This is a genomic window from Halomonas sp. B23F22_3, assembly GCF_043496965.1.
In the GTDB taxonomy this organism is placed as follows: domain Bacteria; phylum Pseudomonadota; class Gammaproteobacteria; order Pseudomonadales; family Halomonadaceae; genus Halomonas.
This window is the reverse complement of the sequence record NZ_JBIEKG010000005.1, coordinates 285,470-308,673: the sequence shown is the minus strand read 5'-3', so window position 1 is coordinate 308,673 and position 23,204 is coordinate 285,470. Positions and strand designations below refer to the sequence as shown.

Sequence of the window (23,204 nt, the reverse complement as noted above, 5' to 3'; positions counted from 1 at the left end):
CCATGTCCGCGGCGCGCCTGATCCTTCGCTGGCTGTTGACCCTGGTGGCGGTGCCGCTGGGGCTGCTGGCGGTGCTGGTAGTGGTGCTGCGGCTGCTGCCGTGGTTGCTCGACGAGCAGGCCGCCCCCCTGGAGCGGCTGCTTTCGGCGCGCTTCAATGCGGTGGTGGCGCTGGACGACGTGACGGCGGGGCTCGCCCGGCTGGATCCGTACCTCGAGGTCGAGGGCCTCACCATCCGCTCCCGCGAGGGGCTCGGCCACGTGCCGCTGCTCGAGGTGGAGCGGGCCAAGCTGCGCCTGGATAGCGGGGCAAGCCTCGCCGCCGGCCTGCCGCGGGTGGCTGCGGCGCGGGTCGAGGGCGTGACCGTGCACCTCTATCAGGATCCGGCCGGGCGCTGGCAGTGGCCAAAGCCCGCGGAGCTGCCCCCCGAACTGATCCCCGACAGCACCTTCGATCTCGAGCGGCTCGACTTCTGGGTCGGCATGCTGCTGCGCCAGAGCGCCTGGGCCGAGGACGTCAGCCTGGTGCTGCACGGTCGCAAGCAGCGCGCCGTGCTGAAGGCGCCCCGCCTGGTGATGACCGGCGATGAGCGCCGCACCCATCTCGAGGGCGAGGTGTTCGTCGAGGGGCAGGAGGCGCATGCCATCCGCGCGGTGATGGAGCTTCAGCCCGGGCCCTCGGGGCTCGGGGATTTCAGTGCCGCCCTGCAGGCCGACATGCGCCTGAAGAGCCTGCTGGGACTCTCCGAGGTGCTGGGCTACGGGCGCGCCCTGCGCCTGGAGACCGTCAGCGGCGAGGCGCGGCTCTGGGGGCGCTGGCATCGCGGTGCCCTGGCCGACCTGCGCCTCGACCTTCAGGCGCCCCTGCTGGCCCTGCGCCAGCCGACATCGAGCGTCGAGGAGGTGCCCCAGGCCATCGTGCTCAAGCAGGCCTCGGCGAGCGCCCAGTGGCTGCGCGAGGAAGCGGGCTGGCAGGCCTGGATCGAGACCGATGCGCAGAGCGCCGACTGGGCCCGCCCCGAAGCGCAGCGAGATGACGCCGGGCCGGCGGTGCCGCGCTACTGGCAGGTGCGCAGCCAGGACGACGGCTGGTGGCTCACCACCAGCGAGTTCGACCTGGGGGCCCTGGCCGCCTGGCGCGACCGGCTGCCGCTGCCCGAGGCCCTGGCCCGGGTGATCGACAGCCTCGACCCGCGGGGACGGGTCACCGCGCTGGGGCTGGGCCGTGAGGAGGGCCACTGGCGGGCCCGGGCGGCGGCCACCGAGGTGGCCGTATCGCCCTGGGAGCAGGCGCCCGGCGGCGGGCCGCTGGACGTCTGGGTGGAGTCCGAGGACCTGTCGGGACACGTCGAGTTCGTCGGCCGTGACGCGCGGCTGCACTTCCCGGAGGTGTTCGGCGCGCCGATGGCGCTGACCCGCGCCCGGGGCATGATCGACTGGGCCTACGACGGCCCGCGCAGCTTCGTCAGTGGCCGGGACCTCGAGGTGGAGTGGAACGGGGCGCGGGTCGAGGGCGGCTTCGGGCTCTCGATCGGCGGCGAGCGGCGCGGCGGCTTCGGGCTGCAGCTCGACTTCGCGGACGTGGACGCCGTCGACACGCCGCTCACCGACTGGCTGCCCGTGGGCGTGCTGCCCCCCGCACTGACCGAGTGGCTGGCCGACGGCGCCGCCGGCCGGGTGACCGAGGGCGCGCTGCGCCTCCATGTGCCGGTGGCCCCCGAGGAGGAAACGGTTGAGCCCGCCCTGACGCTGGATCTCGATGTCGTCGAGGGGCGCCTGCCCATCGCCCCCGGCTGGCCGCGCCTCGAGGGGATCAGCGGCCACCTGGCGATGGTCGACGAGTCGCTGACGGCGGGTGTCGACACGGCCGAGAGCCTCGGGATCGAGGCCTCGGCGGGGGAAGTGTCCCTCGAGGATGAGCGGCTGGCGGTCACCGGCGACCTCCGGGCCGAGGGCGCTGCCCTGCGTCGCTATCTACTGGCGCTGCCCGTCGAGGGCATGGAGGCGCTGGAGGCCTGGCGGGCCGAGGGCCTGGCGAGCGGCACCCTGGATCTGGCCATGAACCTCGACGACCCCGCCTCCCTGGCACTGGATATCGAGACCCGGGCGGATCTTTCGCGCCTCGTGCATGAGCCCCTCGGGCTCGTCATCGAGGGTATCGAGGGCCCGCTCGCCTGGCGCCAGCGCGGCGAGGAGGGGGGCCTCGAGGGGCGGGTGAGCGGCCGGGCGCTGGACGGGCCCGTGGTCGCCGAGGTCGATACGCTGGCCGGCGGGCTCGACCTCTCCGGCACCGCCGAGGCCGCGGCCCTGACCGCCTGGAGCGGCGTGCCGGCCCTCGATACCCTGATCGACGGTCGACTGCCCTGGCAGGGGCGCCTGTCGATCGGCGACGCGGACGTCTCGCTGCGCCTGGATAGCCGGCTGGAGGGACTCGCCATCGACCTGCCGGCCCCCCTCGGCAAGTCCCGCGAGGCCCGCCGGCCCCTGCGGCTGACCGTCGACCTGACCGAGGGGCGGCTAGAGGGCCGCCTGGGCGACCGCCTGGGGCTGCGCTGGCGGGCCCCCGCCGGCACCGGCCAAGGCCGGGGACAAGTGTGGCTGGGGCACCTGTCGGCGCCCGACTGGGCCGGCCGGCCGGGCTGGGCGGTGTCGGCCTACCTGCCGCGCCTGGCCGTGGCGCCCTGGGGGCGCGCCCTGTCGCCGCTGATGGCGGCGGCCGAGCCGTCCTCGGCCGGCGGCGCGTCGACCGCGCTCTCCGCGCTGGCCCTCGAGACCGACTGCCTGCAGGTCGATGAGCGCTGCCTGGGCTCGCTGGCCGTGGAGGGCGGCGCCGGTGACGGCGGCTGGCGGCTCGCCCTGGGCGGTAGCCTCGCCGGCGGGCGGATCACCTATCGGCCCGACCTGGTGGAGCCGCTGGACATCGCGCTGGATCGGCTCTCGCTGGATGCGCTGGTGCCCCCGGCGACCGACGGTGGCCAGCTGCTCGATGAAGTGGCGCTGCCCGTCGAGGCGGCCCCGCTGCCGGCGGGACTGGCCGCGCTGCCGGCCGGTCGCCTGCGCATCGCCGACATCGCCTGGCGCGGCGCGCGGCTCGGCCCCTTCGACGGGCGTTGGCGGTCGACGCGCGATCGCCTGGTGATCGATCCGCTGGCTCTCACGCTCGGGGAGATCGAGGCCCGCGGCCAGCTGATCTGGGAGGCGAGTGGGGCCGGCGATAGCCTGACCCGCGCCCGGCTCGACCTGGAAGGCGGCGACCTGGGCAGCGCCCTGGCGGCGCTCGATCAGCCGGTCGCCGTGGAGAGCACCGAGACCCGGGTGGAGAGCCAGCTCGCCTGGCCGGGGGCGCCCTGGCAGTTCGCCCTGCCGCGCTCCCGGGGCAGCCTCGAGGTGATGATGCGCGACGGGCGCTTCGTCAATCTGGAATCGCCCTCGGCGCGGGTCGTCGGGCTGCTCAACGTCGACAACCTGCTGCGGCGCCTGCGCCTGGATTTCTCCGATGTCACCGGCCGGGGCACCGCCTTCGATCGTGTCACCGGTGCCGCCACCCTGTATGGTGGGGTACTCGAAACCCGTGGTCCGGTGGAGATCGAGGGGCCGGCGACCCACTTCACCCTGAACGGCAGCGTCGACCTGGCGCGCCGGGAACTCGATCAGCGTCTGTCGGTCACGGTACCGGTCAGCAACAACCTGCCGTTGGCGGCGGTGCTGGCCGGTGCGCCGATGGTCGGCGGTGCCCTGTTCATCGCCGACAAGCTGTTCGGGGATGCCATCGACCGCGTGACCCGAATCCATTATCGCGTGCAGGGTCCCTGGACCTCGCCGCGGATCGCTCTGGAAAGTGCCGAATGACATCACAGACTCACGACATGCTCGACGACGCTTCTGACCTGCTGCTGGCGCCGGGCGGCCTCGACCTGGCGGCCCTGGATGCCGGACTCGGCCACGCCATGGGCCGGGGCATCGACTATGCCGATCTCTATTTCCAGCGCACCTGGCACGAGGGCTGGGTGCTGGAGGATGGCGAGGTCAAGGAGGCCAGCTACAACATCGACGGCGGCGTCGGCGTGCGTGCCCTGGCCGGTGAGAAGACCGGCTTCGCCTACTCCAACCAGATCACCGCCGACGCCCTGGCCGAGACCGGACGCACCGCCGCCGGCATCGTGCGCTCGGGCGCCCGCCAGCGCGTGGCGCCGGGCGTGGCCATCGCCCCCGCGGTCCGCTATGCCGGGATCGACCCGCTCTCCGGGCTCAGCGCCGAGGACAAGATCGCCATGCTCAAGCTGGCCGACCGGGTGGCGCGGGCGGCGGATCCCTCGGTGGCCCAAGTCAGCGCCTCGCTCACCGGCGTCCACGAGGTGGTGCTGGTGCGGGCCAGCGATGGCACCCTGGCGGCGGACATCCGCCCGCTGGTGCGCTTCAACGTCAGCGTGATCGCGGCCAGGAACGGCCGCCGCGAGCGCGGCAGCGCCGGCGGCGGCGGGCGCTTCCCCATGGCGCGACTGCGCGACGACAACGTCGCCGAGCGCTATGCCAGGGAGGCCGTGCGCCAGGCGCTGGTCAACCTGGAGGCCGTCGACGCGCCGGCCGGGCAGATGCCGGTGGTGCTGGGCCCGGGCTGGCCGGGCATCCTGCTCCACGAGGCGGTGGGGCACGGCCTGGAGGGCGACTTCAACCGCAAGGGCAGCTCGGCCTTCGCCGGACGCATGGGCGAGCGAGTCGCCGCGAAGGGCGTCACGGTGGTCGACGATGCCACCCTGGCCGACCGTCGCGGCTCGATGTCGGTCGACGACGAGGGTACGCCGGGCCAGTGTACCCCGCTCATCGAGGACGGCATCCTGACCGGCTACATGCAGGACAAGCTGAACGCCCGGCTGATGGGCATGGCGCCCACCGGCAACGCGCGGCGCGAGTCCTTCGCCCACCTGCCGATGCCGCGCATGACCAACACCTACATGCGCGCGGGCAGCGACGACCCCGCCGAGATCATTCGCAGCGTCAAGCGGGGCCTCTATGCGGTGAGCTTCGGCGGCGGTCAGGTGGACATCACCTCGGGCAAGTTCGTCTTCTCGGCGAGCGAGGCCTACCTGATCGAGGACGGCAGGATCACCGCCCCGGTCAAGGGCGCGACCCTGATCGGCAACGGTCCCGAGGCCATGGGGCGCGTCTCGATGATCGGCCACGACATGGAACTCGACACCGGCATCGGCGTCTGCGGCAAGGAGGGGCAGGGCGTGCCGGTGGGCGTCGGCCAGCCGACGCTCAAGCTCGACGAGCTGACCGTGGGCGGCACCCAGTCCTGAGGCCGCCCCAGCGGCGCGGGCCTAGAGTCCCGCGCCGTCGCGGATCAGCTTGAACAGCCGGCGCGCGTTGGTCGGCGGCTTGCCCTGTTCGCGCTCGCGGCGGGCGTTGCGGATCAGCTGGCGCAGGGCCTGGCGCTCGATGTCGGGGAACTCGGTCACGAAGGCCTCGACGGCGTCGTCGCCCTCGTCGATGAGGCGGTCGCGCCAGGTCTCGAGGCGGTGAAAGGCGTGATCGCGACGCAGCTTCTCGTGCTCGATCTCGTCGAATACCGCCTGGATGCCGTCAAGGTCCTCGCCGCGCATCAGCTTGCCGACGTACTGCATGTGGCGGCGGCGAGCCTCGCGAGCCTTGATGCGCCCGGTCTCCTCGACGGCGGCCAGCAGGTCGTCGGAGAGGGGAAAGCGCGCACGCTGGGCATCGCTCATGGCGATGATCTGCTCGCCGAGCTGCTGCAGGGACTGCATCTCGCGCTTGAGCTGGGACTTGCTGGGCCGTTCGTCGGCCGGGGAGAGGTCATCCTGGGTCATGCCGGTTCCACTTCGTCGGGGTCGAATCGCGCCAGTATATCAGCCCGCGGCACGGGGCTGGACAATGCACCATCTTGAGGGCCGGCGACAGGCCGGCCGAGTAAGGAGAGACGTACATGACACAGGCTTTCGATGCCGCCGCCCAGCAGACCCTGCTGGAGAGTCGCGCCCGGATGGCCCTGGACCTGGCCCGCCAGCTCGGGGCCGAGGCCTGCGAGGTGGGGGCCAGCGTCGACCAGGGCGTCGGCGTCAGCGTTCGCGAGGGCGAGGTGGAAACGGTCGAGCTGTCCCGGGACCAGGGGATCGCCGTCACCGTCTACGTGGGGCAGCGCAAGGGCAGCGCCTCCTCCAGCGATGCCGGCGAGGCCTCGGTGCGCGCCGCGGTCGAGAAGGCGCTGTCCTTCGCCCGCCATACCGGCGAGGATCCGGCCTCGGGCCTGGCCGAGGCGGCGCTGATGGCGACCGACTTGCCCGACCTCCAGGTCCACCACCCCTGGCCGCTCTCCATCGACGAGGCCACCGAGCTCGCCCTGCGCTGCGAGGCGGCCGGGCGCGGCGTGACGGGCATCAAGAGCTCCGACGGGGCGAGCCTCTCCAGCGGTGAGGGGGTCCGCGTCTACGCCAACAGCCACGGTTTCCTGGGCAGCCAGCGCGGCAGCCGCCACTCGCTCTCCTGCCTGCTGATCGCCGAGGACGGCAGCGGCATGCAGCGCGACTACGACTACACCAGCGCCCGCGACCCCCGCGACCTGCTCGCCGCCGAGGCGGTGGGCAAGAGCGCCGCGCGGCGCACCCTGAGCCGCCTCGGCGCGAAGCGCCCGGCGACCGGGCGCATGCCCGTGCTCTTCGATCCGACCCTGGCCAGCGGCCTGATCGGCCACCTGATGAGCGCCATCGCCGGCGGGGCGCTGTTCCGCGAGGCCTCCTTCCTCTGCGATCGCCTGGGCGATCCGCTCTTCCCCGAGTGGTTCAGCCTCGGCGAGCGTCCCATGGAGGTCGGTGCCATGGCGAGCTCGCCGTTCGACAGTGACGGCGTGCAGACCCGCGACAACGTCTTCATCCAGGAGGGCCGCCTGGCGAGCTACATGCTCTCGGCCTACAGCGCCCGGCGGCTGGGGCTTCAGACCACCGGCAACGCCGGCGGCGCGCGCAACCTGCGCATCACCGCGCCGCTCGAGCCTCGCGAGGCGCTGCTCGCGCACATGGGGCGCGGCGTGCTGGTCACCGAGCTGATGGGCCAAGGCGTCAACGGCGTGACCGGTGACTACTCCCGCGGGGCGGCCGGCTTCTGGGTCGAGGACGGCAAGATCCAGCACCCGGTGGAGGAGTTCACCATCGCCGGCAACCTCGAGACGATGTTCCAGGGGCTCGTCGGGGTGGGGAGCGATACCGATACCCGCGGCAGCATCCACACCGGCAGCTGGCTGATCGACGAGGTGATGGTGGCCGGCAGCTGAGCTGGGCGGGACGGGGCATGGAAGCGTTCAGCCCAGCGCTTGGTAGTTCTCGTCCAGGCCAAGCCGCTCTAGCAGGCGGATGAAAAGGAATGCCTCCTGGCCCTTTAGGGAGCGTTTAAGGCAGTCGAGGTACTCCCGTTTGGAGTACTTGAACAGACTAGGAGCCTTGTAGGCGTCCAGATCGATGGCGAAGAGCTTTTCTTCCCTGACGAGAAAGTTGCCGGTGTGCAGGCCGCGACAGTGAATGTCGTGGCGATAGTAGGCTATCAGGGCCTCGAGGTATTGCTCCTGCAGATCCGTCGACGTCAGGATTAGCTGCTTGAGCGGTACCCCGTGGATGTTCTCCGTCACCAGCCGATATCGGTCCGCCTCGACGATGGTCGGCGTGGCGATACCGAGCGCCTCCAGCCGCTTGGCGATCAGGGCGAAATTGTGGCCCGGGTAGGGGCGAATGCGCAGCGCATAGCGCAGACGATCGACGGCCTTGGGGTGAAAGGTCTTGATGAAGTGGTCACGCTCAGGATCATAGTGGACAAGTGAGTACTTGCCGCTCTGGATCAGTTCCATCATGGGGCTCAACAGGGTGAATAGTGCCGCTGGGTGGCAGGGTGACGAGCAATGCCCGTGGCGGCCTTCGCTCAGGCGTCTTCATGGAAGCGGGCCTCGAAGAGCGCGGAGATGGCCTCGAGGGCCGCGTCGGCCTCCTCGCCTTGGGTGTGCACCTCGAGTTCGGTGCCGCAGGGCGCGGCGAGGATCAGCAGCGACATGATGTTGCCGGCATCGGCCTGCTGGCTGCCTCGGTGCACGGTGACCCGCGCATCGAAGGGCTGGCAGCACTGCACGAGCTTGGTGGCGGCGCGGGCATGCAGGCCGCGTCGGTTTGTGAGGGTCAGCTTGCGACTCGGCACGCCTCAGGCTCCTTCCTGGGGTGCGTCGGTATCCATCGATGCCGGCGCATCGGGGAGGGCGACCTGCACGCCCAGCTCGCGATGGCGCAGCCTGATGCCGGCGTGTCGCTCGGCCAGGTAGGCGGCCAGGCGTTCGGCCAGGTAGACCGAGCGGTGCTGGCCCCCCGTGCAGCCGACGGCCACGGTCAGGTAGCTGCGCTGGCTGGTGCGATAGCGCGGCAGCCAGCGCTCGACCCAGGCGAGGATGTCGTCGTGCATCTCGGCGACGACCGGGTAGCCGTCGAGGAAGGCGATGATGCTGGCATCACGCCCCGTGGCGTCGCGCAGGGCCGGGTCCCAGTAGGGGTTGGGCAGGCAGCGGGCGTCGAAGACGATGTCGGCATCCAGCGGCACGCCGCGCTTGAAGCCGAAGGACTCCACGGTCAGGGTCATCTGCTCGGCGCGATGGCCCGCCACCTGATCGGTGATGCGCCCGCGCAGCTCGTGCACCGAGAGCCGGGTGGTGTCGATCACCAGGTCGGCGAGGTCGCGAATCTCCGAGAGCGCCTGCTCCTCGGTATCGATGGCCTCGGCCAGGGTCATGTCGCTATCGCGGGTAAGCGGGTGGCGGCGGCGGGTGTGGGAGTAGCGCTCCAGCAGGATCCGCGCATCGGTGGTCAGGTAGACCACCTGGCACTCGAGGTCGCGGGTGTGCAGGTCGTCGAGGAGTTCCGGGAAGCGCGCCAGGGCGTCGGGCAGGTTGCGGGCATCGATGCTGACGGCGACCGAGGAGCGCACGCTGCGCCCCTGCTGGAGCTCGTCCACCAGCGGCCCGAGCAGCATGGCCGGCAGGTTGTCGATGGCGTAGTAGCCCAGGTCTTCCAGCGCCTGCAGCGCGATCGATTTGCCGGAACCCGACCGGCCACTGATGATCACGAGCTGCATGCGGGTCTCCTGGTCGAGAAAGGGGGCGGGCGGCGCCCCGAGAGGGATCAGCCGCCCTGGCGGCCGCTCGGGGCCTGTTGTCGTATCGCCTCCATGAGATACTCATGAAGCTCGCGCTGGCTCGCGCTGTGGCGCAATCGGCCGCGGGTGTCGGCATCGTTCATGATGCCAGCGACCTGGCCCAGCAGGGCGAGGTGTGCCTCGTCGGCTTCCTCGGGGACCAGCAGCACGAAGACCAAGTCCACCGGTTCGCCGTCGATGGCATCGAAATCCACCGGCTCGGCCAGCTTGAGAAAGCCGGCGATGGGCGCCTTGCAGTGGGGGTTTCGGGCATGCGGAATGGCCACCCCGTGGCCGATGCCGGTGCTGCCCAGTCGCTCACGGCCGATCAGTCGGCTGAATACCTCCTGGCTGTCGAGGCTGGGCGTGTTCTGAGCGATGAAGGTGCTGAAGAACTCCAGCACCCGCTTCTTGCTTCCCCCGGGCACATCGAAGAGGGTGCGCTCGGGGGGCAGGATGGCGTCCAGTGTCATGACGGAGTCAGCGCGCGCCGGCGCCCTGGGCGCGGGCCTGGGCCTTTTCCTTGTGCTTGACCAGCTGACGGTCGAGCTTGTCGGCGAGGGCATCGATGGCGGCGTACATGTCATTCTCCATGGCTTCGGCATGGAGGTCGGCCCCGGAGGCATGCAGGGTGCAGGCCGCCTGCTGGCGCTCCTTCTCCACGGAGAGGGTGACCTGCACGTTGGTGATGTTGTCGTAATGACGCTCGACGCGGGTCAGTTTTTCCTGCACATAGTCACGCAGTGCGTCGGTCAGTTCCACATGATGGCCGGTGATGTTGACTTGCATGACACGCTCCTTGCTCTTACGGGGTGTGAGTCGATTGTAACCCTTTTTAGCGTCCTGCATACCCCCTCGGTCGGGGGCGACAAGACTCTCGTCGAAAGGCGTCAATTCAATCGCTTGCGCGTGCGTCGACGGCCGGGATTCGGGCGCGTCGAGACGCCATTCGCGGCGTTCAACGCAGGCGCTTGCGCTCGCTGGAGGAGGGGATGCCCATCCCCTCGCGATATTTCGCGACCGTGCGTCGCGCCACGCTGATGCCGGCCTCGTCGAGCAGGGCAACCAGCCGGCTGTCCGAGAGGGGCTTGCGGGGCGGTTCGTCCTGGATCAACTTGCGGATTCGCGCACGGATCGCGGTGCTGGAGTGGGCGTCACTATCGCCGCTGCCGCCCACCTGGCTCGAGAAGAAGTACTTGAGCTCGAACATGCCGCGCGGAGTGTGGATGAACTTCTGGGTGGTGACCCGCGAGATGGTCGACTCGTGCATCTCCACGACCTGGGCGATATCCGCCAGGATCAGCGGCTTCATGGCCTCCTCGCCGCGCTCCAGGAAGTCGAGCTGGCGCACCATGATCTCGCGACCCACCCGCAGCAGGGTGTCGTTGCGGCTGGAGAGGCTCTTCATCAGCCAGCGCGCCTCCTGCAGGTGGTCCTTGAGGAACTGGTTGTCCGCGCTCTTGTCGGCGCGCCGAATCAGGGCGGCGTAGTCCGGCTGGATGCGCAGGCGCGGCATGGCCTCGGGGTTGAGCTCCACCTGCCAGCCCTCGCGGGTATGACGGGCCACGAGGTCGGGAATCACGTAGTCCCTGTCGCCCTCGCCGAAGGCGCTGCCGGGGCGCGGGTCCAGCGAGCGTACCAGGCCGATGGCCGTGTCGAGGGCCTCGTCGTCGAGGCCCAGGCGGCGTTTGAGCAGGCGGCGATCGTCGCCGGCCAGCGCCTCGAGGAACTGGCGGACCAACCGGCGGGCCTGGGGCAGCAGCGGGGTGTCGTCGGGCAGCGTGGCGAGCTGCAGCATCAGGCACTCGCGCAGGTCGCGGGCGAAGACGCCGGTGGGCTCGAACTGCTGGAGGCGCAGCAGCACCTGCTCGACCTCCCGGCTCCTGAGCCCCGTAAGGCCCTGGGCCTTGAGGCCGTCGCGGATCTCGTCCAGGGGCTGGGTGAGGTAGCCGTCGCCGTTGACGGCGTCGATCAGGCTCTCGGCGATGCGCATCTGGCGCTCGTCCAGGTCGGTCATCGCCAGCTGCCAGGCCAGATGACCCTGGAGGCTCTGGCCCGCGGCCTGGCGTTCGAAGTCGGGCGCCTCGCCGCCGGCGGGGGCGCTGCCGAGGTCCTGGTAGGTGTCGGACCAGTCGCTGTCGGTGGCGAGCTCGTCGGGAATCTCGCTGGCCCAGTCGTCGTCGGGCGTCTCGCTCACCGCCTGTTCGCCGAACTCTTCCTCGACGTCCAGCAGGGGGTTGGATTCCAGCGCCTGCTGGATCTCCTGGCGCAGGTCCAGGGTCGAGAGCTGCAGCAGGGCGATGGCCTGCTGCAGTTGGGGCGTCATGGTCAGCTGGGTGCCGACCCGAAGCTGCAGGGAAGCCTTCATGGCCATGAGAGGAGTTCCCTCGACGTGCCGAAAGATCCCACCCTAGCCGCTGGACGCGGGGGGTGCAACCGAAGAAATAGCAACAATCGTGCCAGGATCAAACGGCGTGCCGCCGGCGAATAACGATATTTATATCAGTGTATTGCGATCGAGGAAGCGCTCAGAGGCGGAAGTCCTGGCCCAGGTAGACGTCGCGGACGCGCTGGTTGGCAAGGATCGCCTCGGCATCTCCCTCGGCGATGATCCGCCCGTCGCCGACGATGTAGGCGGTGTCGCAGATGTCGAGGGTCTCGCGGACGTTGTGGTCGGTGATCAGCACGCCGATGTCGCGCGCCTTGAGCTGGCGAATGATGCCCTTGATCTCGCCCACCGAGATCGGGTCGACCCCGGCGAAGGGTTCGTCGAGCAGGATGAAGGCGGGCTCGGTGGCCAGCGCCCGGGCGATCTCGACTCGCCGCCGTTCGCCCCCGGAGAGGCTCATGCCGAGGTTGTCGCGGATGTGGGTCACGTGGAAGTCCTCGAGCAGCTCCTCGAGCCGGCGCTCGCGGCCGGCGCGGTCGAGATCGCGGCGTGTCTCGAGGATCGCCATGATGTTGTCGGCGACCGACAGCTTGCGAAAGATCGAGGCCTCCTGGGGCAGGTAGCCGATGCCGGCCCGGGCGCGCTCGTGCATGGCGGCCCTGGACAGGTCGAGCTCGTCGATATGCACCGCGCCGGCGTCGGCGCGCACCAGGCCGACGATCATGTAGAAGGAGGTGGTCTTGCCGGCCCCGTTGGGTCCGAGCAGGCCGACGATCCGGCCCTGCTCGATGGAGAGGCTGATGTCCTGCACCACCCGGCGCCGCTTGTAGCTCTTGGCCAGGTGTTCGGCCCTCAGGGTCTTCATCACGGGCCATCCTGCTGTTCGGGCTCGAGGGTCATGCGCACGCGCTGGCTCTCCTCGACGCCTTGCGCCTCGGAGCGCGCCTGGACGACGCGCCGGTCGAGGAAGTATTCGAGGTAGCCGCCGTCGAAGGTGTCGCCGCCCTGGTGAAGCTCGGCGCGGTCGATCAGCTCGATGCGCCGCTCGGCGACGTGGTAGACCACGGTGCGTCCCCAGCCGCGCACCAGCGGCTCGTCCGGGGCGGGCTTCTGCTCGATGTAGGCGCGCTCGCCGGTGGCGGTGGCGAGGGTAAGCTGGCCCTGATCGTTGCGGCGGATCTCCACCCGCGCGCCGGTCAGCTGCATGCTGCCCTGGCGGATCTCCACGTCGCCGGTGTAGACGGCGGTGCCGGCGCGATCGTCGAGGTCGAGGCGGTCGGCCTCCACCTGGATCGGGGCGCTGGCATCACCCTCCAGGGCCAGGGTCGGGGTGCTGCCGAGCAGCAGGCCGATGACGCCGAGGGTCAGCAGGGGGGCGAAGGAGGCTCGCATCATGACTCGGGGTCCTCGCGGGTGTCGGGCGGGTGGTGGCCGCGCACATTGTCGGTCAGTCGAGCGCGGTTGTCATCGATCCAGGCATCGAAGCGTTCGCCGCGCATCCGCTGGGGCGGCTGGCGCAGCAGCGCCGGGGTCTCGCTCCAGGCGTGGCCGCTGTCGGCGTCGAAGTGCAGGATCTCGGTGTCCAGCTGCCAGCGCTCGGCCGGGGCCAGCAGGCGCGCCTCGCCGGTCAGGGTCAGCGGGTTGCCGCCCGCGCCCAGGGTGCCATGCTCGCCGCTGGCCAGCCAGATCCGGCCCGACGAGTCGTAGAGCCGTCCCCGGGGTTGCTCGAGGCGGGTGACGTCGTCATGGGGAGTGTGGGTCAGGCGCGGGGTGTCGAGGCGCTGATGAGGCTCGCCCGTCGCATCGAAGCGCGTCAGGCGGGCGTTCTCCAGGTAGTAGTCGGGCTCGCCCGACGCGTTCCCCGGCACCGGGCCGGGCAGCGGCGCCTCCTGCAGGTCGAGCAGGGCCAGTCCGCCGCCCAGGGCGAGCAGCAGCAGCAACAGTCCGGTGCGAAAGCCGGGGCGCGGCAGGCTCATGGATCAGGTCGTGCCGTGCAGGTAGGTGTCGAGCACGGCGTCCCAGTGCCCCTGCGCCTGCAGCAGGGTGTCGCAGATCTCGCGCACCGCGCCATGGCCGCCCACGGCCTCGGTGACCCAGTCGGCATGCTTGCGGATATAGCTCGGCGCGCCGGGCACGCTGATGCCGACCCCGGCGCGCCGGATGGCGGCCACGTCGGGCATGTCGTCACCGCAGTAGGCGACCTGATCGAGCTCCAGCTCCAGGCGGGCGCACAGCTCGCGCAGCACGGTCAGCTTCTTCTCGGCCCCCTGGAAGACGTGCCGGATGCCCAGCGCGGCGGCACGACGGCTGACCATCGGCGAGTCGCGCCCGGTGATCAGGGCCACCACGATGCCGGCGCGCTGAAGGAGCTTGATGCCGTGGCCGTCGAGGGTGTGAAAGGCCTTGATCTCGACGCCATCGGCCTGGAAATAGAGGCGTCCGTCGGTGAGTACGCCGTCCACGTCGAGGGCCAGCAGGCGCACGCGCCGCAGGCGGTCGACGAGCTGGCTGTCGAGCAGGGGGGAATCGAGGCTCATGGTGTCTCCGGTCGAGGGTCGGGCGATAGCGGATGGTCGCAAGGAATCAGATGACGCCGCTCGAGAGCAGGTCGTGCATGTGCAGGGCGCCGATCGGGCGACCGTCGGCGTCGACCACGGCCAGCGCCGAGATGCGCCCGTCCTCCATCAGGCGGACCGCTTCGGCGGCCAGGGTGTCGGGGGCGATGCGTTTGCCGGGACGGGTCATGACGTCGTCGACGGTGAGCCCCGAGAGGTCGCTGTGCTGATCGAGGGTGCGGCGCAGGTCGCCGTCGGTGTAGACCCCGGCCAGGCGGCCGTCCTCACCCACCACGCAGGTGAAACCCAGTCCCTGGCGAGTGATCTCCAGCAGCGCATCGCGCAGGGGGCTGCCCAGCGGCACCGCGGGCAGCCGATTGCCCTGGTGCATCAGGTCGGCGACCTTGAGCAGCAGGCGCTTGCCGAGGCTGCCACCGGGGTGAGACAGCGCGAAGTCCTCGGCGGTGAAGCCGCGGGACTCGAGCAGTGCCACGGCGAGGGCATCGCCCAGGGCGAGGGCGGCCGTGGTGGAGGAGGTCGGCGCCAGGTCCAGCGGGCAGGCCTCGCGTTCGACGCCGGCATCCAGATGGGCGTCGGCATGGCGTCCCAGGGTCGAGCCGGGACGGCCGGTCATGCTGATCAGCGGCGTGCCCAGGCGCTTGAGCAGGGGCAGCAGGGCGGTGACCTCGGCGGTCTCGCCGGAGTTGGAGAGCGCCAGCACCACATCCCCCCGGGTGATCATGCCCAGGTCGCCGTGGCTGGCCTCGCCGGGATGCACGAAGAAGGCCGGGGTGCCGGTGCTGGCCAGCGTCGCGGCGATCTTGCCGGCGATGTGGCCCGACTTGCCCATGCCGGTGACGACGACGCGCCCGCGACAGGCCAGGATCAGCCGGCAGGCATGGTCGAAGGCCTCGTCGAGGCGTTCGGACAGGGCCGCCACGGCCTGCTGTTCCAGTTCCAGGGTGCGGCGGGCACTGTCGCGCAGGAGGGAGGTGCCGGCCACGGAGGGGGTGTCATTGGTCATGGCAGTGATTGTTGCCCGTTGTGAGGTTTCACTCAAGGGGTCAGGCCGCGGGGGAGAAGCCGGCGCTCCCCAGCCAGGCCAGGTAGGCGAGGTAGCATGTCAGCAGCAGGGCCCCGGGCAGTCGTCCCAGGTGGCCGCGCCGATTCCACAGCAGCAGCGCCCCCAGCGCCAGGGTCAGCAGCAGCATCACCGGGTAGTCGCGGCCGGCCGCCGCGGGATCGGTGGCGCCTGGCGCCAGCAGCGCGGGCACGGGCAGCACGGTCAGCATGTTGAAGAGGTTGGAGCCGATGACGTTGCCGATCGCCAGGTCGTGGTGGCGCTTCAGCGCGCTGGCGACGCAGGCGGCGAGCTCCGGCAGGCTGGTGCCGATGGCGACCACGGTCAGGCCGATGGTGAGCTCGCTGACGCCGAGCCCGCGGGCCAGTTCGCTGGCGCCCCACACCAGGGCGCGGGAGCTGGCGACCATGATCACCAGGGTGCCGACCAGCCAGGCCAGGGCCTGGCCCAGCGGCATGCCGGGTATCTCGCCACCGCTCTCGGCGTCCGGGGTGTCGGCGCGAAACAGCCACCACAGGCTGAACACCAGCAGCACCAGCAGCAGCACGCCGTCGAGGCGGTCGAGGTGGCCGTTGGCCAGCGCATAGCCGGCCAGGCCCGTGGCGCCGAGCAGCAGCGGCAGTTCGCGACGCACGATGGAGAAGCGCACCGGGATCGGCACCACCAGGGCGGTCACGCCCAGTACCAGGGCGATGTTGGCGATGTTGGAGCCCAGTGCGTTGCCGATGGCGAGATCCGGCGCGCCGTCCAGGGAGGCCATCACCGAGACCACGATCTCCGGCGCCGAGGTGCCCAGCGAGACGATGGTCATGCCCACCAGCAGGGTGCTCATGCCGGCTTGCCAGGCGGTGGCGGCGGCGGCCCCGACGAAGCGGTCGGCACTCCACAGCAGGCCGATGAAACCGAGCGACACGATCAGCAGGGGAACCAGCATGGCGAGATCCGGAGCGGGGAATGAAGGGCGCACATTGAACATGGCAGGCACCGGCGGTGCAAGGGGCCCCTCGGGGCGCTGGCGCGCCGGGTCACGGTTAGGATACGATGTTCGACAATTTTGCGAAGGATGCTGATTTTGCGAAGGAAGCTGATGCAATGACGGACTCCCCCTTCGTGGAAGTGGAGAGCCTGCACTTCTCCCGTGGCGAGAAGGAGATCTTCCGTGGCGTCGATCTGACCATCCCGCGAGGGCGGATCACCGCCATCATGGGCCCCAGCGGCACCGGCAAGACCACCCTGCTCAAGATGATCGGCGGCCAGCTCACGCCCGATGCCGGTCGTGTGCGCATCGCCGGTCAGGACGTCCATGCGCTGTCGCGCCGGGACCTGTTCGGCCTGCGCCGGCGGATGGGCATGCTCTTCCAGAGCGGGGCACTGTTCTCGGACCTGGATGTCTATGAGAACGTGGCTTTTCCGCTGCGGGTGCATACCGATCTCCCCGAGACGATGATCCGTGATCTTGTGCTGATGAAGCTGCAGGCGGTGGGGTTGCGCGGCGCCCGCGGGCTGATGCCGTCGGAACTCTCCGGCGGCATGGCGAGGCGCGTGGCGCTGGCCCGCGCGATCGCCCTGGACCCGGAGTTGATCCTCTACGACGAGCCCTTCGCCGGGCAGGATCCCATCTCCATGGGCGTGCTCGTACAGCTGATCAAGCGCCTGAACGATGCGCTGGGGCTGACGGCGGTAGTGGTCTCCCACGACATCAAGGAGACCCTGAGCATCGCCGACTACGTCTACGTGATCTCCGACGGCCAGGTGATGGCGCACGGCACGCCGGCGAGCCTCGATGCGGACCGCGACCCGCGGGTCAGCCAGTTCATGCACGGCGAGCCGGACGGTCCGGTGCCGTTCCACTATCCGGCGATGGACTTCCACGCCGACATCCTGGGCGCCGGGGGGCCGCAATGATCGAGCGAATTCGCCGCCTGGGACGACGCGGCTGCGATGTGATGGAGTCGCTGGGGCGGGCCGGGATCTTCCTCGGGCAGTCGGCGGTGGGCGTGCCGAGCCGCGAGGGCCTTCGCCTCTGGGTGAGCCAGATGCACTTCGTCGGCGTGATGTCGCTGGCCATCGTGCTGGTCTCGGGGCTGTTCATCGGCATGGTGCTGGCGCTGCAGGGCTACACCATCCTGGTCGATTTCGGCGCCGAGCAGGCGCTGGGGCAGATGGTGGCCCTGTCGCTTCTGCGTGAGCTGGGCCCGGTGGTGGCGGCGCTGCTCTTCGCCGGGCGCGCCGGCTCCGCCCTGACCGCCGAGATCGGCCTGATGAAGGCCACCGAGCAGCTCACCAGCATGGAGATGATCGGCGTCGACCCGCTGCGCCGCGTGATCGCCCCGCGGCTCTGGGCCGGTTTCGTGGCGCTGCCGCTGCTGACCATCGGCTTCAGCGTGGTGGGGGTCTGGGGCGGTCAGCTGGTCGGTGTCGAGTGGCTGGGGGTGTTCGAGGGCTCCTACTGGGGGAACATGCAAGCCAGCGTCGAGTTCTTCGATGATGTCGGCAACGGCCTGATCAAGAGCGTGGTCTTTGCCCTGGTGGTGACCTGGATCGCGGTCTTTCAGGGCTACGACCTGATTCCCACCTCGGAGGGCATCTCGCGCGCCACCACGCGCACGGTGGTCTATTCCTCTCTGGCGGTCCTGGGCCTGGATTTCCTGCTCACCGCCCTGATGTTCGGAGAGCTTTCCTGATGTTCGGAGCAAACGGATGAAGCGCAGCAAGACGATGGAACTCGGGGTCGGCCTGTTCATGCTGGCCGGTATCCTGGGCCTGGTGTTCCTGGGGCTCCGTGTCAGCGGGCTCAGCCTGACCGTGCCCAGCGAGACCTTCCGGCTCGAGGCCAACTTCGCCAACATCGGCGGCCTGAAGCCTCGCGCCCGGGTCACCATGGCCGGGGTCACCGTGGGGCGGGTCGAGAGCATCGAGCTCGACACCGACTGGTACGATGCGCGGGTGGTGATGGAGCTCGACGGTGAGCTGGAGGGGCAGCTGCCCGAGGACAGCACCGCGGCCATCCTCACCGCGGGCCTGCTGGGTGAGCAGTACATCGGCCTCTCGGTGGGGGGCGCGCCCGAGACCCTCGGCGATGGCGACACGCTGCGCGACACCCAATCGGCCCTGGTGCTGGAAGAGCTCATCCAGCAGTTCGTGACCAGCATGGTCAAGGAGTAACGACATGAAGACGATGAACCTACGTGCCCTGTTCGCCGGGCTCTGCCTGCTGCTGATGGCCCTGCCGCTGATGGCCGCCCAAGCCGACCAGCGTCCCGAGCAGATGATCCGCGACAGCATCGACGACCTGATGACGCGCATCGAGGGGCGCGAGGCCTACTTCGCCGATCACCTCGATGAGCTCGAGGCCATCGTCGACGACAGCCTCGAGGACGTGGCCGACTTTCGCTACATCGGCGCCAGCGTGATGGGTCGCTACTTCGGCAACGCCTCGCCGCAGCAGCGCTCGCGCTTCGTCGAGACCTTCCGCAAGACGTTGATCGATACCTACTCCAAGGGACTGGTGACCTTCGACTACCGCGAGATTCGCGTGCTCGACAATCAGCAGGCCTCGCGCTACGAGGACCAGGCCAGCGTGGCCATGGAGGTGGTGGCCAACGACGGCACCGTCTATCCGGTCAGCTACTCCCTGCGCCTGGACGACGGGCAGTGGAAGGTGGTCAACGTGATCGTCAACGGCATCAACCTCGGGCTGACCTTCCGCAACCAGTTCGATCAGGCCATGCGCGACGAGGGCCGCGACTACGACGCGGTGATCGAGGGCTGGTCGCCCGACCTCGCGGTCGAGGAGCTGGAGCAGGGCGGCAGCGCATGAGCGTGCTGCTCGAACGGAACGGCTCGCGCCTGGAGGCCGACGAGCGGCGCCTGGCGGTGACCGGGGAGGTCGGCTTCGGGGTGGCCTCGGCGATGGCCGAGGCCGGCCGCGACTGGCTGGCGGCCCGGCCGGCGGGCAGCGAGGTGACCTTCGACCTGAGCGGCGTCGGCCGCGTCAGCAGCGCGGCGCTCAGCGTGCTGCTGGAGTGGACGCGTCGGGCCCGTGAGGCGGACGTGAGGGTCGCGGGCGTTCGCCTGTCGGCGCCGCTCGAGCGGCTGACCCGGGTCGCCGGGCTCGATACCCTGCTGCCGCTGGGGGCCGCCGAGGCCGCCTGAAGGCGGCCCGCGCCTCCCGGTCGCCACCCCATCGCCAAGCGCGGTGCTTTTCTTTACCATGTCCTGCCATGACGGGACGCCCCGGCCTGCTATCACGGGCCCGGCGGGCGTGTCCGCGACGATTCGATGAACTACAGGAGTGCCGGTTCCATGCAACCCAGTGACGTCAAGGCGCTGCTCGAGAACCGACTCGACGGCTGCGAGTTTCATATCCAGGGCGAAGGCTGCAATTTCCAGGTGGTCGCCGTGGGCGAGGTCTTCGAGGGGCTCTCGCCGGTCAAGCGCCAGCAGATGATCTACGGTGCCCTGACCGAGGAGATCGCCTCCGGTGCCCTTCACGCCGTGAGCATCAAGACCTACACGCCGCAGCAGTGGCAGGCCGCCACTGACCAGCAGGGGGCCTGAAGGCGAGCGCCCATGGACAAGCTGATCATTACCGGTAACGGCCCCGTCGACGGCGAGGTCTGGGCCAGCGGCGCCAAGAACGCCGCCCTGCCGATCCTCTGTGCGACCCTGCTGGCCGACGAGTCGGTGACCATCGGCAACCTGCCGCACCTGCAGGACATCACAACCACCCTGGAGCTGCTGGGCCACATGGGCGTGCAGCCGGTGATGGGCGACAAGATGTGCATCCAGCTCGACGGCTCCCAGGTGACCGACTGTCACGCGCCCTACGAGCTGGTCAAGAAGATGCGCGCCTCGATCCTGGTGCTAGGGCCGCTGCTGGCCCACTTCGGCCATGCGGACGTCTCGCTGCCCGGCGGCTGCGCCATCGGCTCGCGCCCGGTGGACCTGCACATCCACGGCCTGCAGGCGATGGGCGCCGAGATCAGCGTCGAGGGCGGCTACATCCGTGCCCGGGTCGACGGCCGGCTGCACGGCGCCACCATCTTCTTCGATACGGTCACCGTGACCGGCACCGAGAACCTGCTGATGGCGGCGACGCTGGCCGAGGGCACCACGGTGCTCGAGAACGCGGCCAGGGAGCCCGAGGTCGTCGACCTCGCCGAGTGCCTGATCAAGATGGGCGCGAACATCCGCGGCCACGGCACCGACACCATCGTCATCGAGGGCGTCGAGCGCCTGCACGGCGCCTACCACGACGTGATGCCGGATCGCATCGAGACCGGCACCTTCCTGGTCGCCGCGGCGCTCTCCCGGGGGCGGGTCAAGGTGCGCCGGACCCGCGCCGACATCCTCGATGCGGTGCTAGCCAAGCTCGAGGAGGCCGGCGCCACCATCCGCCACGGTGACGACTGGATCGAGCTCGACATGCAGGGGCGCCGGCCGAAGGCGGTCAACCTGCGCACGGCGCCCTATCCGGCCTTTCCCACCGATATGCAGGCCCAGTTCGTGGCCATGAACGCCGTCGCCGAAGGCACCGCCCGGGTGGTCGAGACCATCTTCGAGAATCGCTTCATGCACGTGCAGGAGCTCAACCGCATGGGCGCTGACATCGCCCTGGAGGGCAACACGGCGGTGATCACCGGCGTGGAGGCGCTCTCCGGCGCGCCGGTGATGGCCACCGACCTGCGGGCCTCGGCCTCGCTGGTGATCGCGGCGATGATGGCCGAGGGCGAGACCCTGGTCGACCGCATCTACCACATCGACCGTGGCTACGAGTGCATCGAGGAAAAACTGCAGCTGCTGGGCGCGCGCATCCGGCGCGTGCCCGGCTGAGCCGACAACAGGCGAGACCCATGAGCAAGCAACTGATCCTGGCCCTCTCCAAGGGCCGCATTCTCGACGAGACCCTGCCCCTGCTGGCCGATGCCGGCATCACTCCGGCCGAGGACCTGGGCAGGAGCCGCAAGCTGCTGTTCGACACCAACCTGCCGGACGTCAAGCTGGTGGTGATCCGTGCCACCGACGTGCCGACCTACGTGCAGCTCGGGGCGGCGGATCTCGGTGTGGCCGGCAAGGACGTGCTGCTCGAACATGGCGTCGAGGGGCTCTATGAGCCCCTCGACCTGGAGATCGCCCGCTGCAAGCTGATGACCGCCGGCATCACCGGCGCCGAGCCGGCCCGGGCGCGGCGCCGGGTGGCCACCAAGTTCGTCAACGTGGCGCGCCGCTACTACGCCGAGCAGGGCATCCAGGCCGAGGTGATCAAGCTCTATGGCGCCATGGAGCTGGCACCGCTGATGAACCTGGCCGACGAGATCGTCGATATCGTCGATACCGGCAATACCCTGCGCGCCAACGGCATGGAGCCCCGCGAGCTGATCGCCCCGGTCAGTACCCGGCTGGTGGTCAACAAGGCCGCGATGACCATGAAGCACGCCCGGCTCAAGCCGCTGCTGGCCCGTCTCGGTGAGGCCGTGGCGGCGCGTCGCGATGACGCGGCGCTGTCGGCGTCGTAGCGCGCCGGTTTCCGACGACGTCCCCTTGATGCGACGAACCTTGATGCGAGAGGAAGCATTGCCATGAGCGAATCCCCCACCGACGGCGTCGACATCGCCCGTCTGTCGACCGAGCAGGACGACTTCGATGCCCGCCTGGATCATCTGCTGGCCTGGGAAGGGGTCTCCGATGCGACGATCCAGCAGCGCGTCGACGAGATCCTCGCCGAGGTGCGGGCGCGGGGCGATGTGGCACTGGTCGAGTACTCCAATCGCTTCGATCGCCTGAACGTCGCCTCCATGGCCGAGCTGACGCTGGGCGAGCCCCGCCTGCGCGAGGCCTACGAGGGCCTGCCGGCGCATCAGCGCGAGGCGCTCGCCGCGGCCGCCGAGCGCATCCGGGTCTACCACGAGCACCAGAAGCCGGCCTCCTGGCAGTACACCGAGGCCGACGGCACCGTGCTCGGCCAGCAGGTCACGCCCCTGGACCGGGCCGGCATCTATGTACCCGGCGGCAAGGCCGCCTATCCCTCCTCGGTGCTGATGAACGCCATTCCCGCCCACGTGGCCGGTGTGCGCGAGATCGTCATGGTGGTGCCGACCCCCGACGGGGTGCTCAACGAGCTGGTGCTGGCGGCGGCCTACCTGGCCGGCGTCGATCACGTCTTCACCCTCGGCGGCGCCCAGGCGGTGGCGGCGCTGGCCTACGGCACCGAGACGGTGCCAGGGGTCGACAAGATCGTCGGGCCGGGCAACATCTACGTCGCCACCGCCAAGCGGGCGGTGTTCGGCCAGGTGGGCATCGACATGATCGCCGGCCCCTCGGAGATCCTGGTGGTCTCCGACGGCGGCACCGATCCCGACTGGCTGGCCATGGACCTCTTCTCACAGGCCGAGCATGACGAGGATGCCCAGGCGATCCTGGTAAGCTGGGACGAGGCGCACCTGGCGGCGGTAGAGGCTTCCATCGCCCGGCTGCTGCCGACCCTTGAACGGGCGGAGATCGTGCGCGAGTCGCTGGCGCGTCGCGGCATGCTGATCCGCTGCCGGGACCGCGACGAGGCGGCGGCGTTGATCAACCGCATCGCCCCGGAGCACCTGGAGCTCTCGGTGGCCAACCCGGAGGGCTGGCTTCCCGAGGTGCGCCACGCCGGCGCCATCTTCATGGGGCGCTACACCGCCGAGGCGCTGGGCGACTACTGCGCCGGGCCCAACCACGTGCTGCCGACCTCGGGCACGGCGCGCTTCTCCTCGCCGCTCGGGGTCTACGACTTCCAGAAGCGCTCCTCGATCATCCACTGCTCCGCCGAGGGCGCCGGCGAGCTTGGCAAGATCGCCTCGACCCTGGCGCGGGGCGAGTCGCTGACCGCCCATGCGCGCTCCGCGGAGTATCGCCTGACGCCCTAGCTCGACCTCCCGGCAGGGCAGTGCAGGGGGCGAGACGCGGCCTCCATGGATCGGCCCAGAATGACCCGGGATCAACGAAAGGGCCCCGCCGGCTGGCGG

General features: G+C 70.1%; 25 protein-coding genes. 12 read left to right on the top strand and 13 right to left on the bottom strand.

Features of this window, described 5'->3' with window-relative positions; all coding sequences use genetic code 11:
* Positions 1–2 precede the first annotated feature (2 nt).
* A complete protein-coding gene (locus ACGTNG_RS13480) occupies positions 3–3,848 on the top strand; it encodes a YhdP family phospholipid transporter (protein WP_394797043.1) in 3,846 nt (1,281 codons plus the stop codon).
* A complete protein-coding gene (gene tldD / locus ACGTNG_RS13475; protein ID WP_394797042.1) occupies positions 3,845–5,299 on the top strand; it encodes a metalloprotease TldD in 1,455 nt (484 codons plus the stop codon). Before ACGTNG_RS13480 ends, tldD begins: the two co-directional genes overlap by 4 nt.
* 21 nt (positions 5,300–5,320) lie before the next feature.
* Here tldD and yjgA read toward each other — a convergent pair whose 3' ends face one another.
* Positions 5,321–5,827 carry a ribosome biogenesis factor YjgA gene (yjgA, locus tag ACGTNG_RS13470; protein ID WP_394797041.1) on the bottom strand — a complete coding sequence of 169 codons (507 nt, stop codon included), beginning with the start codon at positions 5,825–5,827 and terminating at the stop codon, positions 5,321–5,323.
* Between the two features lie 116 nt (positions 5,828–5,943).
* Here yjgA and pmbA point away from each other — a divergent pair, with 116 nt between their 5' ends.
* The gene (gene pmbA / locus ACGTNG_RS13465; protein WP_394797040.1) at positions 5,944–7,284 is read left to right on the top strand and encodes a metalloprotease PmbA; all 1,341 of its coding nucleotides are present in this window, start codon (positions 5,944–5,946) and stop codon (positions 7,282–7,284) included.
* 27 nt (positions 7,285–7,311) lie between these two features.
* Here the strand turns inward: pmbA and ACGTNG_RS13460 are convergent, their stop codons facing one another.
* From ACGTNG_RS13460 to ACGTNG_RS13405, 12 genes are all read right to left on the bottom strand, one after another.
* Positions 7,312–7,854 (bottom strand): BUD32 family EKC/KEOPS complex subunit, encoded by a 543-nt coding sequence (locus tag ACGTNG_RS13460; protein ID WP_394797039.1) that lies wholly within the window; start codon positions 7,852–7,854, stop codon positions 7,312–7,314.
* 68 nt (positions 7,855–7,922) lie between these two features.
* Complete coding sequence (locus ACGTNG_RS13455) at positions 7,923–8,192, bottom strand: HPr family phosphocarrier protein (protein ID WP_394797038.1); 270 nt, start codon at positions 8,190–8,192, stop codon at positions 7,923–7,925.
* 3 nt (positions 8,193–8,195) lie between these two features.
* Positions 8,196–9,116: an RNase adapter RapZ gene (rapZ, locus tag ACGTNG_RS13450; RefSeq protein ID WP_394797037.1), complete on the bottom strand. Its 921-nt coding sequence runs from the start codon at positions 9,114–9,116 to the stop codon at positions 8,196–8,198.
* A gap of 47 nt (positions 9,117–9,163) precedes the next feature.
* On the bottom strand, positions 9,164–9,649 hold the full coding sequence (locus ACGTNG_RS13445; RefSeq protein WP_394797036.1) for a PTS sugar transporter subunit IIA: 486 nt from the start codon (positions 9,647–9,649) through the stop codon (positions 9,164–9,166).
* 7 nt (positions 9,650–9,656) lie between these two features.
* Positions 9,657–9,965 (bottom strand): ribosome hibernation-promoting factor, HPF/YfiA family, encoded by a 309-nt coding sequence (gene hpf, locus ACGTNG_RS13440; RefSeq protein ID WP_394797035.1) that lies wholly within the window; start codon positions 9,963–9,965, stop codon positions 9,657–9,659.
* A 169-nt stretch (positions 9,966–10,134) separates the two neighbouring features.
* Positions 10,135–11,550: an RNA polymerase factor sigma-54 gene (locus ACGTNG_RS13435; RefSeq protein ID WP_394797034.1), complete on the bottom strand. Its 1,416-nt coding sequence runs from the start codon at positions 11,548–11,550 to the stop codon at positions 10,135–10,137.
* A 154-nt stretch (positions 11,551–11,704) separates the two neighbouring features.
* Positions 11,705–12,430: an LPS export ABC transporter ATP-binding protein gene (gene lptB, locus ACGTNG_RS13430; protein ID WP_394797033.1), complete on the bottom strand. Its 726-nt coding sequence runs from the start codon at positions 12,428–12,430 to the stop codon at positions 11,705–11,707.
* Positions 12,430–12,957: a lipopolysaccharide transport periplasmic protein LptA gene (lptA, locus tag ACGTNG_RS13425; protein WP_394797203.1), complete on the bottom strand. Its 528-nt coding sequence runs from the start codon at positions 12,955–12,957 to the stop codon at positions 12,430–12,432. Before lptA ends, lptB begins: the two co-directional genes overlap by 1 nt.
* On the bottom strand, positions 12,957–13,541 hold the full coding sequence (gene lptC, locus ACGTNG_RS13420) for an LPS export ABC transporter periplasmic protein LptC (RefSeq protein ID WP_394797032.1): 585 nt from the start codon (positions 13,539–13,541) through the stop codon (positions 12,957–12,959). The genes lptA and lptC overlap by 1 nt, the downstream gene beginning before the upstream one ends.
* 3 nt (positions 13,542–13,544) lie before the next feature.
* The gene (locus ACGTNG_RS13415) at positions 13,545–14,102 is read right to left on the bottom strand and encodes a KdsC family phosphatase (protein ID WP_394797031.1); all 558 of its coding nucleotides are present in this window, start codon (positions 14,100–14,102) and stop codon (positions 13,545–13,547) included.
* Positions 14,103–14,148: 46 nt separating this feature from the next.
* Positions 14,149–15,144, bottom strand: a complete 996-nt coding sequence (locus ACGTNG_RS13410) for a KpsF/GutQ family sugar-phosphate isomerase (protein WP_394797030.1) — start codon at positions 15,142–15,144, stop codon at positions 14,149–14,151.
* A gap of 40 nt (positions 15,145–15,184) precedes the next feature.
* Entirely contained in the window at positions 15,185–16,135 is a 951-nt protein-coding gene (locus ACGTNG_RS13405; RefSeq protein ID WP_394797029.1) for a calcium/sodium antiporter, read from the bottom strand.
* 158 nt (positions 16,136–16,293) lie between these two features.
* Here ACGTNG_RS13405 and ACGTNG_RS13400 point away from each other — a divergent pair, with 158 nt between their 5' ends.
* From ACGTNG_RS13400 to hisD, 9 genes are all read left to right on the top strand, one after another.
* Positions 16,294–17,106: an ABC transporter ATP-binding protein gene (locus tag ACGTNG_RS13400; protein ID WP_394797028.1), complete on the top strand. Its 813-nt coding sequence runs from the start codon at positions 16,294–16,296 to the stop codon at positions 17,104–17,106.
* Entirely contained in the window at positions 17,103–17,885 is a 783-nt protein-coding gene (mlaE, locus tag ACGTNG_RS13395; RefSeq protein ID WP_394797027.1) for a lipid asymmetry maintenance ABC transporter permease subunit MlaE, read from the top strand. Before ACGTNG_RS13400 ends, mlaE begins: the two co-directional genes overlap by 4 nt.
* Positions 17,886–17,901: 16 nt before the next feature.
* Complete coding sequence (mlaD, locus tag ACGTNG_RS13390; protein ID WP_394797026.1) at positions 17,902–18,366, top strand: outer membrane lipid asymmetry maintenance protein MlaD; 465 nt, start codon at positions 17,902–17,904, stop codon at positions 18,364–18,366.
* Between the two features lie 4 nt (positions 18,367–18,370).
* Entirely contained in the window at positions 18,371–19,021 is a 651-nt protein-coding gene (locus ACGTNG_RS13385) for an MlaC/ttg2D family ABC transporter substrate-binding protein (RefSeq protein ID WP_394797025.1), read from the top strand.
* Positions 19,018–19,356 carry an STAS domain-containing protein gene (locus tag ACGTNG_RS13380; protein ID WP_394797024.1) on the top strand — a complete coding sequence of 113 codons (339 nt, stop codon included), beginning with the start codon at positions 19,018–19,020 and terminating at the stop codon, positions 19,354–19,356. The genes ACGTNG_RS13385 and ACGTNG_RS13380 overlap by 4 nt, the downstream gene beginning before the upstream one ends.
* Positions 19,357–19,506: 150 nt before the next feature.
* Positions 19,507–19,761, top strand: a complete 255-nt coding sequence (locus tag ACGTNG_RS13375) for a BolA family protein (RefSeq protein WP_138181527.1) — start codon at positions 19,507–19,509, stop codon at positions 19,759–19,761.
* 12 nt (positions 19,762–19,773) lie between these two features.
* Positions 19,774–21,036 carry a UDP-N-acetylglucosamine 1-carboxyvinyltransferase gene (gene murA, locus ACGTNG_RS13370; protein WP_394797023.1) on the top strand — a complete coding sequence of 421 codons (1,263 nt, stop codon included), beginning with the start codon at positions 19,774–19,776 and terminating at the stop codon, positions 21,034–21,036.
* Positions 21,037–21,056: 20 nt separating this feature from the next.
* Positions 21,057–21,719 carry an ATP phosphoribosyltransferase gene (gene hisG, locus ACGTNG_RS13365; RefSeq protein WP_394797022.1) on the top strand — a complete coding sequence of 221 codons (663 nt, stop codon included), beginning with the start codon at positions 21,057–21,059 and terminating at the stop codon, positions 21,717–21,719.
* A gap of 63 nt (positions 21,720–21,782) precedes the next feature.
* Positions 21,783–23,105 carry a histidinol dehydrogenase gene (gene hisD, locus ACGTNG_RS13360; RefSeq protein WP_394797021.1) on the top strand — a complete coding sequence of 441 codons (1,323 nt, stop codon included), beginning with the start codon at positions 21,783–21,785 and terminating at the stop codon, positions 23,103–23,105.
* Positions 23,106–23,204 lie beyond the last annotated feature (99 nt).

Bases quoted from the DNA above. Each gene is read 5' to 3' on its own strand.
- ACGTNG_RS13480 (WP_394797043.1), top strand. From the start codon at position 3: ATGTCCGCGGCGCGCCTGATCCTTCGCTGGCTGTTGACCCTGGTGGCG.
- tldD (WP_394797042.1), top strand. From the start codon at position 3,845: ATGACATCACAGACTCACGACATGCTCGACGACGCTTCTGACCTGCTG.
- yjgA (WP_394797041.1), bottom strand. From the start codon at position 5,827: ATGACCCAGGATGACCTCTCCCCGGCCGACGAACGGCCCAGCAAGTCC.
- pmbA (WP_394797040.1), top strand. From the start codon at position 5,944: ATGACACAGGCTTTCGATGCCGCCGCCCAGCAGACCCTGCTGGAGAGT.
- ACGTNG_RS13460 (WP_394797039.1), bottom strand. From the start codon at position 7,854: ATGATGGAACTGATCCAGAGCGGCAAGTACTCACTTGTCCACTATGAT.
- rapZ (WP_394797037.1), bottom strand. From the start codon at position 9,116: ATGCAGCTCGTGATCATCAGTGGCCGGTCGGGTTCCGGCAAATCGATC.
- ACGTNG_RS13445 (WP_394797036.1), bottom strand. From the start codon at position 9,649: ATGACACTGGACGCCATCCTGCCCCCCGAGCGCACCCTCTTCGATGTG.
- hpf (WP_394797035.1), bottom strand. From the start codon at position 9,965: ATGCAAGTCAACATCACCGGCCATCATGTGGAACTGACCGACGCACTG.
- ACGTNG_RS13435 (WP_394797034.1), bottom strand. From the start codon at position 11,550: ATGGCCATGAAGGCTTCCCTGCAGCTTCGGGTCGGCACCCAGCTGACC.
- lptB (WP_394797033.1), bottom strand. From the start codon at position 12,430: ATGAAGACCCTGAGGGCCGAACACCTGGCCAAGAGCTACAAGCGGCGC.
- lptA (WP_394797203.1), bottom strand. From the start codon at position 12,957: ATGCGAGCCTCCTTCGCCCCCCTGCTGACCCTCGGCGTCATCGGCCTG.
- lptC (WP_394797032.1), bottom strand. From the start codon at position 13,541: ATGAGCCTGCCGCGCCCCGGCTTTCGCACCGGACTGTTGCTGCTGCTG.
- ACGTNG_RS13415 (WP_394797031.1), bottom strand. From the start codon at position 14,102: ATGAGCCTCGATTCCCCCCTGCTCGACAGCCAGCTCGTCGACCGCCTG.
- ACGTNG_RS13410 (WP_394797030.1), bottom strand. From the start codon at position 15,144: ATGACCAATGACACCCCCTCCGTGGCCGGCACCTCCCTCCTGCGCGAC.
- ACGTNG_RS13405 (WP_394797029.1), bottom strand. From the start codon at position 16,135: ATGCTGGTTCCCCTGCTGATCGTGTCGCTCGGTTTCATCGGCCTGCTG.
- ACGTNG_RS13400 (WP_394797028.1), top strand. From the start codon at position 16,294: ATGACGGACTCCCCCTTCGTGGAAGTGGAGAGCCTGCACTTCTCCCGT.
- mlaE (WP_394797027.1), top strand. From the start codon at position 17,103: ATGATCGAGCGAATTCGCCGCCTGGGACGACGCGGCTGCGATGTGATG.
- mlaD (WP_394797026.1), top strand. From the start codon at position 17,902: ATGAAGCGCAGCAAGACGATGGAACTCGGGGTCGGCCTGTTCATGCTG.
- ACGTNG_RS13385 (WP_394797025.1), top strand. From the start codon at position 18,371: ATGAAGACGATGAACCTACGTGCCCTGTTCGCCGGGCTCTGCCTGCTG.
- ACGTNG_RS13380 (WP_394797024.1), top strand. From the start codon at position 19,018: ATGAGCGTGCTGCTCGAACGGAACGGCTCGCGCCTGGAGGCCGACGAG.
- ACGTNG_RS13375 (WP_138181527.1), top strand. From the start codon at position 19,507: ATGCAACCCAGTGACGTCAAGGCGCTGCTCGAGAACCGACTCGACGGC.
- murA (WP_394797023.1), top strand. From the start codon at position 19,774: ATGGACAAGCTGATCATTACCGGTAACGGCCCCGTCGACGGCGAGGTC.
- hisG (WP_394797022.1), top strand. From the start codon at position 21,057: ATGAGCAAGCAACTGATCCTGGCCCTCTCCAAGGGCCGCATTCTCGAC.
- hisD (WP_394797021.1), top strand. From the start codon at position 21,783: ATGAGCGAATCCCCCACCGACGGCGTCGACATCGCCCGTCTGTCGACC.